Source organism: Acinetobacter sp. YH12045 (assembly GCF_013419925.1).
GTDB classification, from domain to species: domain Bacteria; phylum Pseudomonadota; class Gammaproteobacteria; order Pseudomonadales; family Moraxellaceae; genus Acinetobacter; species Acinetobacter amyesii.
The window spans coordinates 36,670-48,628 of sequence record NZ_VOZE01000002.1; the positions used below are offsets into that span (position 1 = coordinate 36,670).

Annotated in this window: 11 protein-coding genes; 2 read left to right on the forward strand and 9 right to left on the reverse strand. The window is 39.8% G+C overall.

The genetic code is table 11. The features are described from left to right. Positions 1–162: 162 nt before the first annotated feature. Entirely contained in the window at positions 163–426 is a 264-nt protein-coding gene (locus FTU02_RS03850) for a hypothetical protein (protein ID WP_180155952.1), read from the forward strand. Between the two features lie 111 nt (positions 427–537). Here FTU02_RS03850 and proB read toward each other — a convergent pair whose 3' ends face one another. From proB to FTU02_RS03865, 3 genes are all read right to left on the reverse strand, one after another. Further along, positions 538–1,671 (reverse strand): glutamate 5-kinase, encoded by a 1,134-nt coding sequence (gene proB / locus FTU02_RS03855; RefSeq protein ID WP_078191872.1) that lies wholly within the window; start codon positions 1,669–1,671, stop codon positions 538–540. Positions 1,672–1,711: 40 nt separating this feature from the next. Further along, on the reverse strand, positions 1,712–2,926 hold the full coding sequence (gene cgtA / locus FTU02_RS03860) for an Obg family GTPase CgtA (protein WP_078190204.1): 1,215 nt from the start codon (positions 2,924–2,926) through the stop codon (positions 1,712–1,714). A gap of 213 nt (positions 2,927–3,139) precedes the next feature. Next, positions 3,140–3,514 (reverse strand): helix-turn-helix domain-containing protein, encoded by a 375-nt coding sequence (locus tag FTU02_RS03865; protein ID WP_078191873.1) that lies wholly within the window; start codon positions 3,512–3,514, stop codon positions 3,140–3,142. A gap of 115 nt (positions 3,515–3,629) precedes the next feature. Here FTU02_RS03865 and FTU02_RS03870 point away from each other — a divergent pair, with 115 nt between their 5' ends. Continuing rightward, the gene (locus FTU02_RS03870) at positions 3,630–4,484 is read left to right on the forward strand and encodes an SDR family oxidoreductase (RefSeq protein ID WP_180155953.1); all 855 of its coding nucleotides are present in this window, start codon (positions 3,630–3,632) and stop codon (positions 4,482–4,484) included. Positions 4,485–4,542: 58 nt separating this feature from the next. On the opposite strand, the gene FTU02_RS03875 is transcribed toward FTU02_RS03870, so the two are convergent. The 6 genes from FTU02_RS03875 to FTU02_RS03900 all read right to left on the reverse strand — a co-directional run bounded on the left by FTU02_RS03875 (position 4,543) and on the right by FTU02_RS03900 (position 11,958). Next, positions 4,543–5,223, reverse strand: a complete 681-nt coding sequence (locus FTU02_RS03875; RefSeq protein ID WP_078190209.1) for a hypothetical protein — start codon at positions 5,221–5,223, stop codon at positions 4,543–4,545. A gap of 3 nt (positions 5,224–5,226) precedes the next feature. Further along, the gene (locus tag FTU02_RS03880; protein WP_143221649.1) at positions 5,227–5,928 is read right to left on the reverse strand and encodes an MFS transporter; all 702 of its coding nucleotides are present in this window, start codon (positions 5,926–5,928) and stop codon (positions 5,227–5,229) included. Positions 5,929–6,236: 308 nt separating this feature from the next. After that, a complete protein-coding gene (locus tag FTU02_RS03885; RefSeq protein ID WP_078191876.1) occupies positions 6,237–7,694 on the reverse strand; it encodes a glyceraldehyde-3-phosphate dehydrogenase in 1,458 nt (485 codons plus the stop codon). 712 nt (positions 7,695–8,406) lie between these two features. After that, positions 8,407–10,083, reverse strand: coding sequence for a hypothetical protein (locus FTU02_RS03890; protein ID WP_180155955.1), 1,677 nt, complete (start codon positions 10,081–10,083; stop codon positions 8,407–8,409). Positions 10,084–10,301: 218 nt separating this feature from the next. Continuing rightward, entirely contained in the window at positions 10,302–11,234 is a 933-nt protein-coding gene (gene rarD, locus FTU02_RS03895) for an EamA family transporter RarD (RefSeq protein WP_078191878.1), read from the reverse strand. A 127-nt stretch (positions 11,235–11,361) separates the two neighbouring features. Next, positions 11,362–11,958 (reverse strand): lipocalin family protein, encoded by a 597-nt coding sequence (locus tag FTU02_RS03900; RefSeq protein WP_180101905.1) that lies wholly within the window; start codon positions 11,956–11,958, stop codon positions 11,362–11,364. Position 11,959: the final 1 nt, after the last annotated feature.

Sequence of the window (11,959 nt, forward strand, 5' to 3'; positions counted from 1 at the left end):
AGACACGGCGCAAAAAAAATGCGCCGTTTTTGTTGCTTAAAATCTGAGCTATTGATTTAAAAATCAATGTTGAGAGATTATATTTTAAGCGTAGTCACTGCGCGCTTATCTCGCTTTATGACATAAAGTAAGAGTCCCTTTTGAAACCCATACGGGACAACTATGCAAATCAAGTTTTTAAAAAATGAAGAAGTTGCGGACTTAATTGAACATGCTGAATGCTCGGGAAATATTGTGAAGCATGAACAAACGCTCAATGAAATCATTTATCATGTCAAAGAAGGTACAGGTGAGAGTTTACTCATTAATACGCCATGTAGTAGCTACCTGATTAGTCACGACGGTTGTGATGATCAACAAACCTCTCTCCTATCGTTTAATCATTTAAGACCAATCAAACGACAACAAAATTTACAATACTCTTAAAGTAAAAAGCCCACTTTCAAAAGTGGGCTTTTCAAATCACCAAGTAGTTAAACAGGTAGTTAAATATCCCTGATCTAAAATTTTAATATTTAAAATCAATAAATTAAAAACCTAATAAATCGCCATATGATTGCGATGGATCATTTCAAGTGATCGGGCTTCCCCTAAAACTTGATGAACTTTATCTGAGGCCAAACCTTTAACGATTTCTGCCGAGCGTGAACTGAAGTTTACACGACCTACGGCAACACGATGACCTTGTGTATCGACACATTCCACCACATCACCACGTTCGAAATGCCCTTCAACAGCTTTCACACCGACAGGTAATAAACTGCGGTGATTATCACGAATGGCTTTGACTGCGCCATCATCAATCACCAAACGTCCAGCTGTTTGTAAATGTGCAGCTAACCATTGTTGATGGGCTGTGACACGGTCATTGTCCGTAATGAATAAGGTACCGAGTAATTCACCTGCCATTACACGTGACAGCACATTATCACTATCACCGCTCGCAATCACGGTTGGACAACCGGACTTGGCTGCCAAACGTGCTGCACGAACTTTGGTTAACATGCCACCACGGCCAAATTTACCGCCGCCGCCAGCCATATCGAATAATGATTCATCCATTGCACGTACTGTATGGAACAGTTTTGCGTCTGGATTGGAACGAGGGTCAGAGTCGAACATACCTTCTTGGTCAGTTAAAATCACCAATAAGTCTGCATGTACCTGACCCGCCACCATAGCTGCCAAAGTATCGTTATCACCAAAGCGAATTTCATCTGTCGAAACAGTGTCATTCTCATTGATCACAGGAATGACACGCCAGTCGATCAAGTGTTGCAACGCATCACATGAGTTTAAATAGCGACGACGGTCTGCCAAGTCATCATGCGTTAACAACACTTGCGCTGTGCGTATCGAACGTTGTTCTAAAACGCTTGACCAAGTATGTATTAAACCCATTTGTCCAATGGCTGCACAAGCCTGTAGACTGGGTAGATCTGTGGGTCGGTTGTCCAAATTCATACGGACCATCCCTTCAGCCACAGCACCGGAAGACACAAGAATGATCTCGTGTCCTGCATTGTGTAGTTCTGCAATTTGTCCCGCCCAATGCGAGATTGCATCCAGATCTAACCCTTTTCCGTTTGCTGTGAGTAGTGATGATCCGATTTTAACAACGATACGTTTACAACCCTTGAGCTGACGTTGCCCATCTACCACTTCTATCATCTTGTCCTCAGACTTGTTTGCTTTGACACTTATTCAGCAATTAACGTACGTAGTACGATTCTGCCTCATCATCACCGTCTTCAAATTCATCATCAAAGTCTTCACCTTGACCTGCCAGACGTTGTTGACGACGCATTTCACGATATGCTTCTTTCGCAGCAAGCGTTTGCTCACGTGTTTCAGCTTCAAGCTGATCACGGAACGCTTTAACTTCTGCAGCATATTCAGGATCTTCAGTTTCGCGTTCGCGTTGTTCTTCAATTTGATCCATCAGGTAGTACACAACGTCTTTAGTACCTTCAAACGTTAAACCTGAAGTTTTGAATACAGGGCCTTTCCACTGCAACTCTTCGAGAATGTGATCACACCATTCATCACGCGTTTCAGCCGCCAATTGGTCTACTTTATTGAGTACCAATACAACAGGTAATTTTGAAAGTGTTGGGGAGAATTTTTTCAACTCTTCCAAAATTGCTTTTGCATTGTACGCAGGGTCAGAACCATCAATCGGTTGAACATCTACGATGTGCAATAAAATACGTGTACGCGCCAAGTGTTTCAGGAATCGAATACCTAGACCTGCACCTTCTGCAGCCCCTTCGATTAGACCCGGAATATCCGCCATTACAAATGAACGGTGACTATCGGCATCAACCACACCTAGGTTTGGCACCATTGTGGTAAATGGATAATCTGCAACTTTTGGTTTTGCTGCTGAAACTGCACGGATAAAGGTTGATTTACCCGCATTTGGCATACCCAACAAACCAACGTCTGCGAGTACTTTTAATTCAAGACGAATTTCACGATATTCGCCTTTTGAGCCGTGTGTACATTTACGTGGAGAACGGTTGGTTGAAGATTTGAAGTGAGTATTACCCAAACCACCTTCACCACCTGCTGCCACTAACACACGCTGACCGTCAGCCACTAAGTCGCCGATGATATCGCCAGATTCTGTATCTACAATTGTTGTGCCCACTGGAACGAGCAATACGGTATCTTCACCGCCACGGCCTGAGCAGTTCGCTCCACGACCATTTTTAGCACGTTCTGCACGGAATTTACGTGTATAACGATAATCTACTAGGGTACTTGTGTCGTTGTCGGCTTGAACGTATACGTTACCGCCACGACCACCATCACCACCATCTGGACCACCAAATGGTACGAATTTTTCACGGCGAAAACTGGCTACGCCATTGCCACCGTCGCCAGCCTCTACGGTAATGACTGCTTCATCAACAAAGCGCATGTTTGCCAATCCTCTAAAAACTTTAAAACCGCTTATTCTGCCATATTTTAAAGAATTTCTCGAACAATATTATTCAGCAATACTATAAATTTCATTCATCTTGGTGCTGATGCAAATTTTTAGGAAAATCCGCACCTCGCTCGAAAATCTTTAGCTCATCATCAAAATACCTTTGATAAATGGCAAACGAATTTCACTCCCCATTTCTGAAAGCTATTTACGTGCATTTTCCTTGGCTTCAATAATTTCAGGCAAGGTTCGTTCAACCCAACCAATCAGATGCATTAACTTTTCTGCAGCCTGTGAGCCCATTAAAGTCAGTTGATATTCAACTTTGGGTGGCACGACTGGATAGACTGTCCGTAAGATAAAACCATCTTGCTCGAGCATTTTCAGCGTTTGAGCCAGCATCTTTTCGCTCACCCCTTCGATCCGCTGCTTAAGTTCACTAAAACGGTGTACCCCTTCAGTCAAACAACGCAAAACTAATACTGACCATTTATTGGTGAGATGTTCCAATATTTCTCGAGATGGACAATCAGTGGATAAAACTTGACCTAATAATTTACTTGTAGCGTATGTGTTCATTAAATCTTTCCTCAAAGTCACTAACTTACTTTTTGGTATGTACTTACATTTAGTAAGTTAACAGATTAAGATTCAACCATCAAGATCATTTATTCAACAATCAGAGGGTTTAAATATGAAAATCGCAATTACAGGTGCAACAGGTCAACTAGGCCAATTGGTCCTTCAATTTTTATTGAAAGAAACCGCAGCCGAAAACATCATCGCTTTAGTTCGCTCAACAGAAAAAGCAGCATCCCTACAAGCTCAAAGCATCGAACTGCGTCATTTTGACTATGATCAACCAGATACACTGGTTCCTGCACTACAAGGTGTCGATAAATTATTACTTATTTCTGCCAATGAAATTGGTCGTCGTACTCCACAACACAAAGCCGTAATTGATGCTGCAGTAGAAGCGAAAGTTCCATATCTTGCTTATACCAGCCTGTTACGTGCAGATACGTCACCATTGGGTTTATCTCAAGAACATCGTGAAACAGAAAGCCTGATTCAAGCTAGTGGTTTAACCTATACCTTCTTACGAAATAACTGGTATGTCGAGAACTATCTTGCTGCTGCAGGGCATGTGGTTGAAACAGGTACCTTATTTGGTGCAGCAAAGGATGGGAAAATTAATGCAGCGACCCGTGCTGACTATGCTGAAGCAGCTGCAAAAGTACTTACAAGCTCTGGTCATGAGAATAAAACCTATGAACTTGCAAGCTCAGACAGTTTCACATTGGCACAGCTTGCTGAAACCCTACAGCAAGTTTCAGGTCAAAATGTTCACTATCAAAATTTAACTGCAGAAGACTACACACAAGGCCTATTACAAGCTGGCTTACCTGCTGGTCTTGTAGATGTGATCGTCGATGCTGATATCAACAGCATTGACGGTGCAATGCAAAGTGATCGTAAGGACTTGGAACAGTTACTCGGTCACCCAACCACTTCTCTACGTAGTGCTGTTGAAGCTGCTTTAAAATAAGATCAAACCAACAAAAAAGCCCGAATTGATTCGGGCTTTTTTTTGAGTTAAATCTAACTTATGGATGTACATTTTTTATCGGCAAATCCATATTCATATCTAAATTTGCCTTGGTATTACGCTCTGCGTTGTACATCGTGGCATTAAAGGTTGCGATTTTTCGCATGGTCATCGGGTCATTCAGTTTTAGCTGTGGTGCAAACTGATGTACTACATGCAAATCAACTTTTTCATTAAACTCAAAATACACAGGGCCATTAAAATTAATTCGAATAGGAATGTTATAGGTTCTTTTCAAATGAAAAGGCACATCTAACTTGACAGGAATGTCCATTTTTAACGGAAATTTCGGCACGAGTTTATTTTTAATCACCAAATCTGTGGTCGCCTCAAGCGGCATCGTCTGGTTAATTTGAATATTGGTGGAATAATCAATATCCACTGAGATCGGAACCTCTACACTAAACTGCAAATCTGCCAGATATTTTCCCTTTAAGGGTAATTGCAGCTTCCGATCTAAAGCAATCTGCGTATCCAGAGTCCCAATAGACTGCGTTTGCAAATAATTACCAACGGAAATTTTGGTGGGTAGTGAATGCGACAATTGAATATCAGCATTTTTTGCACGTACTTGCATCGACGCATAAATATTTAAATACAACCAAAATAGTACCGCAACCAATAACGCAACTGCGATAAAACTCAAAATGATGCGCTTCGCCGATTGAAATATCCACATGGCTTACTCCTGAGCTTTCGCTTCAGTTTTGGCATGCTCTCTGTTGAGTCGCATTGTTTTTAGTGGAATTACCAATTCACCCTTTTTAATTTGAACCGGCAACGTATTTTGCACATCCACTGTCGCTTTTAATGCCGTTTTAATTGGAACATTTAAATTACCTTCAATAGGAATGTTGGTTTTTAAATTTGCATTTAGTGGAATATGTAGGTTTTCTTTCAGCACGGTTTTGACTGGCGCATCAAATTTTAAATGTACTTTTTGCTCCAAAGGCACATTCATATTTACTGGAATATCCAATTGTATCGGGATATCACCTTTGAGCGGCAAAGTCACATCCTGCCCCATGACTTTAACTTTCACTTTGGTATTCACAGGAAGGTTTTGATTCACTTTCAAAGTTTCACGCACTGGAATCGTGGTCTTAATCGGGACTTGATTATCAAAATACACCCGTGGTGTCAGCGTTTGAGTTAAGGGAATATTTAAATTTTCATGTATCGGAATTTCAGCATTCACCCGCCCTGTCACGTCCACATCCAAGGCATCATGAATTTTGACTTCAGCTTGTAACGGCTCTTGCAGGTCAATATTGACGTTCTGATTTTCTAGCGGGATATAAATATTAAAGTGCTTAAACACCCAAATGGCGATAAGTACACCACAGAGCGCAGCAAACACAATAAATGCCAATCCACTGAGCATGTGCTTTGCTTGCAAACTAAATTCCTTTTGCTTTTTATTTTTTACAGTCTCATTTTGAACACATTATACAAACCAGTTTGCAATTTTTTGTATTTAATTCTTTAATAATTTCATCAACTTAAAACTTGAACATTTTAGTCAGCTTTTCATTATAAATGACTCACACTCATCTAACAGTGGCAGAAAAAACAAGAACTTTTGATGCTTTTGATCAATCCATTCGTCATCTATGCCTTAAGTTTTTAACCCATACTCTTTAGATAAAAAAAGAGCCTCAAATGAGGCCCTTTTTTTACAGCGTGAACTAATTAAGCATTAGTTTCAGCAGGAACTTTTGGATAGCTTACGCCGCCCATTTGCTCAGCAATACGCAATACTTGGCAGCTATAACCCACTTCGTTATCGTACCAAACATAAGCAGTTAAACGGTTACCAGAAGCGATTGTCGCTTGAGCGTCAAACACACCAGCAGTACGTGAACCGATAAAGTCAGACGATACAACTTCAGTTGAGTTTGTATAACCGATTTGACCTTGAAGGTTAGAGTTGATTGAAATTTGGCGAATGTATTCATTCACTTCTTCACGGTCAACATCTTGACCCAAAGTAAGGTTCAAAATTGCAAGAGATACGTTTGGAGTAGGTACACGTACTGAGTTACCAGTCAATTTACCTTGAAGAGCAGGAAGTGCTTTAGCAACAGCTTTAGCAGCACCTGTTTCAGTGATTACCATGTTTAAAGTAGCAGCACGACCACGACGGTCAGCTTTATGGTAGTTGTCGATCAAGTTTTGGTCGTTTGTGAACGAGTGAACTGTTTCAACGTGACCATTGATCACTGTGTACTTGTCGTTTAACACTTTAAGTGTTGGTGTGATCGCGTTTGTTGTACAGCTTGCAGCAGAGATGATTGTATCTTCATCAAGGATGTCAGCTTGGTTCACACCGTAAACAACGTTCTTCATATCACCTTTACCAGGTGCAGTTAGAATTACGCGTGCAGCACCTGGACATTTAAGGTGCTGTGCAAGACCTTCAGAATCACGCCATTTACCTGTATTATCGATTACAAGTGCATTGTTAATACCGTAAGCAGTGTAATCCACTTCAGATGGGTTAGACGCATAGATCACTTTGATGAAGTTACCGTTAGCAATGATTGCTTCGTTTTCTTCATCAACAGAAATCGTACCTGCGAATGGACCATGAATAGAGTCACGACGTAACAAAGACGCACGTTTTTCTAAGTCACCGTCAGATGATTTACGAACAACGATTGCTTTAAGGTTAAGGCCACGACCTAGACCAGATTGGCTGATCATCAAACGTGCAAGGATACGACCGATACGACCGAAACCGTAAAGTACAACATCACGGTTTTCAACGTTAGTTGCATTGCCTTCAAGTGATTTCACAGCGTCAGCAACGAATGCGTCAACATCACCGCCTTTTTCTTTGAACTCAACAGCAAGTTTGCCAAGATCAATTTCAGCAGTACCGATGTTTTCGATTTTCGCCAAAGCTTCAAGAATTGGGAAAGTGTTCACAACTGAAAGTTCAACGTCAAGTACGCGAGTACGACGATGCGCTTTAAGAATTTGGATAACCGAACGGTTAATTAAAGAACGACCGTATACTGTAGCTACGATGTTTTTTTCACGATATAACTGACCCACTAGGGCAATCATACGTTCCGCGATTTCTTCACGGTTTTTCCAGCGACCTTGGTGCTCTGCATGTAGGGCAACGATAGTGTCTTTGCTCACAGATACGTCCTCTAATTAATTGTAAATCTAAGCATAAATTTCAAAACCCCACAATTGTAATGGAAAACTGAAAATTAATGAATCTAAAAGCAGATTTCGACAAGGTTATTTTGTTATATATTCACTATCAATTTTCAAAATAATCATGATTAGTATTATGATTTTATAGCCGAAAGTTGAAAAACAGGCTTTTTCGCAGATTTTTGTCACAAAATTTCAAATGTAGTTTTATCAACCAGATCTCAGCAGATTTAGCTCAAAGATGAACGAATATTTATATTTTTCAAATTGTGCTGTTTTTTTATTTTGCTCAATTTATAGTATTTTTACTGATGCTAAGCTCGTAATAATAATTTCACATTTTTAAATGATTTTTAAGAATATTCGATGGAATCTTACACCTGAGTTTTGAATAAAGTGTTTAGCCTTCAGCTGGAGGTACTCTTACGAAACGTTGTTTCTCATTTGGCAAAATGAGAAGCGAAGCTTCGTAAGGAAACCATCTTGCGGAGCAATGCTCCTCACCGCAAAACTCGTTCACTACCGTCAATTTATTCAAAGTATCGCAAAAACATTTTTTATTAGAAGTAACCTTGTCTTAGACAATTGCGGATAACATTACCGCGTATCGTTCTTTTATTTGGATCAAATTACGCCTCTAATGTTACTGCCTAACATTAGTTTTAAAGTCAGATCAATATTTAAAATTCTGTTAATTTTTCAGATTCTCAGCAAACTTTTCCAAATTAAAATCAAAGAAATTTACACTCAGCTCTAATATTTTCGGTAGTGCATTTAAACCATTCTCTCCAGTACTAATCGCAAAATATCTCCGATCACTAAAAGACTGCACCTTTAAGGCATTTTCACATGGCTCAAAATCGAGATTGACGAGCTGTGACGCATGTTCCTTTAGCAACATTAAAACCTGCATATAAGTTTGGCGCTTTTTTTGCTGCTGCGCTTTTAAAGCATCGGCTTCAAGGCTTTCATAATCCCCTGTTTTCGTCATGCGTTTGGAAAATCCAACATGCGCGCCATGGGCACCCGTATTTTCTACGACGGCTTCAGCAGCAAAGATTTTCTGTTGATCCTCGTTCGGCTGCAAGAGCGCTTTCAACGCCGTATGAATTTGCTGTGACTGCTGATGATGTAACTCCCAATCATCTTCATTTTGAACATGAAAAATGTGCGTACGCCGTTTCAACAAAAGCACCTGCCAAGCCTGTAGTTGAAGTCGCAGTCGCTTTAACTCCAAACTTGCCTCAAACTTAGGGCAACTACTCAAGACGTTTAGACTCGTGATGAGCTTCTGAGATATTTGCATGCTATGGAAAAATACAAAGTCATGCTGTATCTGCTCACTCAGTTGATATTGAACAGTCTGATGTAAGGGCTTCAATATCAATGTATTGAACTGCTGCTCAAAAGCAGGTAAAACCGTCGCTAATTGAGTAGCATCCTCTACATGCAGTATTAAAAGTAGATGCTTATCTACCCGTGTATGTAGTTGCTGCATTAAATTTTGCAGATCTAAATGTATAAAACCTGCAATGGATGCCAACTTTGAGACTCGAAATTTTAATTGTTCGATCTGTTGATTTTCTAAAGCAGTATTTAAATCTATGGCCACCCCATCAAAAATTTCGTCTGCTAAGGCCTCATTATGCTTTGTTGATAAAAACCGAGTTGCTGAATACTGCGTCGTCCAATCTAAATCAGGCGACAAAATATAAATAAACTCAGATGTTTGTACAATTTGTAAATATCGCGTTTTTTGTTCACGCTTTAAATAATATTTAAAAATCGGATGTTGCCAAACCTCAGATGATTTTGGTATAGAAGCATCAAAAACTTGCCCTAACATATGTGACTTTAAGAAAATTTCGATCAAGAAAATTTTAACTTGCAGAGCAGTGAGTTGACGTGCATCACTCGGCGCATTCAAATCCATTTCACGAATGATTTGTGCGGCATTTAAAATGAAATGCTGATGTAATACATTTTTTTCATACTGTAATTCAAAATCTTCTTCTGCATCTATTTTATTGATATAGGATAGGTTTTTTTCTAATTTTTGCGCAACTTGAATACTCATTGTCAATGTTCGAAGTTCTTCAAGCTGTGTTGCCAAATACTGTGCATGCTCACGCATGACATCATATTTTAGTACTTTCATCAGCATGCCCAAATTCATCGGTACATCGCTTTGATACGACTGTGATGAAGACTCCCAACGAATACCTTTTTGCAATAACACCCGCTGTATCTGTGCTAAATTGGATTGATCAAGATCAGTGCACACTTCAGACACGATACTCTGCCAATGCTGATCCAGCACGGGTTGTAGCTGTAAAAGTTTTGCGCTTAGATGAAATGGGACAACCACTGACTGCTTCCTGTATCTTGGTTCTTTAATCGATCTTTTATCGATTTCAGTTTATTTTTATCTAAAATAAATATTTTTGTACACCATCATTCAATGCTGTTCTTCCTAAACAATAAATTGAATCATGGCTTGTTGTAGTTTTCTAAGTTTAAGATTTTACTAAAAAACAGCAAGCATTAATTGTAAACTGATCAATTTATCGTACCAGCATTTTCAGTTTAAGAATCGATTCGATCATTTAACGCTTTTACATTTTTTGCTAGCGCACGTTCATTTTGCTTTTGTTTAAACAGATGCAAAACACCTTCTATCACCAATAACAATACCGCACCCCAAATTGGAATATAGGTCAGCCATTCTTCGGCTTCTACTCGCTCCCCCAATGCGATGGATGCAAAAGCTAACAACACGGGTTCTAAATAACTCAACAAACCAAAAATCACAAATGGCAAATAACGACTCGCCAACATATAGCTACCTAAGCCAAGCGCACTCAGAAAACCCAGTCCTAAAACCGCCAAAATCAGATACGGGAATAACGACATCAGCGCTAAACTATCGCTATGAATAAATCCTAAATAAAAGGCTACAGGCAAAATTAAGCAAAGATCCCACCAAAAACCACCTAAATGATCGGTTTTAAAGGTACGACGTAAAAAGAAATAAATTGGATAAGCCACAGCGACATAAACTGTTTCCCACGCGATGCTGCCAATGCGCCAAATTTCGTGGCCGACCCCTAAAATTGCCAGTGCCACGGCAGCCATCTGCCATTTAGACAGCTTTTCTTTATACAGTACACATCCGACTAGAACCATCACTAAAGGCAGTAGAAAATAACCCAAAGAAACTTCTAGTCCACGGCCATTAATCGGCCCCCACAAAAACAACCAAAGCTGTGTAGTACATAAAAAAGAACTAATGATCAACCAAATCAGAAAGATCGGCTGCTTGACCACTCGCCAAAAAATTTCACTGACTTTGTTTAAATCTTTCATCCACCACATAAATAAGGTTAAAAATGGCAAGGTCGCCAACATGCGCCATGCAAAAGTTTGCTCGCTATCTAGAGGTTTTAAAAAGATGGTAAAGAAATACAAAATACCGAAAGTGACCGATGCCAATACAGACAATGCAACGCCTTTATACATCTTTCACTCCAGTCAAAATGACTACATAATCTTGATATTTTGCTTGATCAATCAAGCTTCTCACCTGGACATTCTAGCAAATAAAAAACCATGCACAGGCATGGTTTTTTAGCATTTTTTCAAATATTTAGGTTTTAGGTTTCACTGTCTGCTTGGTATGAATAATATCTGATAAATCATAACCAACAGATTGAGCATAATTTAGATATTCCTGAATCACTTCCTGATCTGGATGAGCCGAACGAGAAAGAACCCACATATATTTACGACGTGGCTCACCCACCAAAACTGTTTGATAGTCTTCATCGGCTTTGAGTACCCAATAATCACCACGCCCCACAGGCAACCAACGAATTGCTTCTGGTAAGAAACTAACTTTTAATTTCGAGTTAAACGGTGCATTTTGTACAAATGCCTCCCCTAGTGATTGCTTCTTGGTACCATCTTTAGATACACAGCGATTATTTACATTAATGTTGCCATTTTCATTTAGCGTGTAAACCGCAGTCACATCACGGTCACAGCTTTTTTGAAAAACCATAGGCTTACGAGCTACTTCATACCACATACCTAAATAACGATCGAGCTCGACTTTTTCCACAGTCTGTAACGGTTTCGTCTGTGCATAGGCCATTGTGGCTGCACCCAAACCAATTAACACTGCTGCACCAAGTGCAATTTTTGCGAGTTTAAAACCAGCTTTCGGAAGATTCGTTGTTGTCATT

Coding starts and splice junctions, on each gene's coding strand:
- proB (WP_078191872.1), bottom strand. CDS start 1,671: ATGATAGAAGTGGTAGATGGGCAACGTCAGCTCAAGGGTTGTAAACGT.
- FTU02_RS03865 (WP_078191873.1), bottom strand. CDS start 3,514: ATGAACACATACGCTACAAGTAAATTATTAGGTCAAGTTTTATCCACT.
- cgtA (WP_078190204.1), bottom strand. CDS start 2,926: ATGCGCTTTGTTGATGAAGCAGTCATTACCGTAGAGGCTGGCGACGGT.
- FTU02_RS03875 (WP_078190209.1), bottom strand. CDS start 5,223: ATGTGGATATTTCAATCGGCGAAGCGCATCATTTTGAGTTTTATCGCA.
- FTU02_RS03900 (WP_180101905.1), bottom strand. CDS start 11,958: ATGACAACAACGAATCTTCCGAAAGCTGGTTTTAAACTCGCAAAAATT.
- rarD (WP_078191878.1), bottom strand. CDS start 11,234: ATGTATAAAGGCGTTGCATTGTCTGTATTGGCATCGGTCACTTTCGGT.
- FTU02_RS03880 (WP_143221649.1), bottom strand. CDS start 5,928: ATGCTCAGTGGATTGGCATTTATTGTGTTTGCTGCGCTCTGTGGTGTA.
- FTU02_RS03850 (WP_180155952.1), top strand. CDS start 163: ATGCAAATCAAGTTTTTAAAAAATGAAGAAGTTGCGGACTTAATTGAA.
- FTU02_RS03870 (WP_180155953.1), top strand. CDS start 3,630: ATGAAAATCGCAATTACAGGTGCAACAGGTCAACTAGGCCAATTGGTC.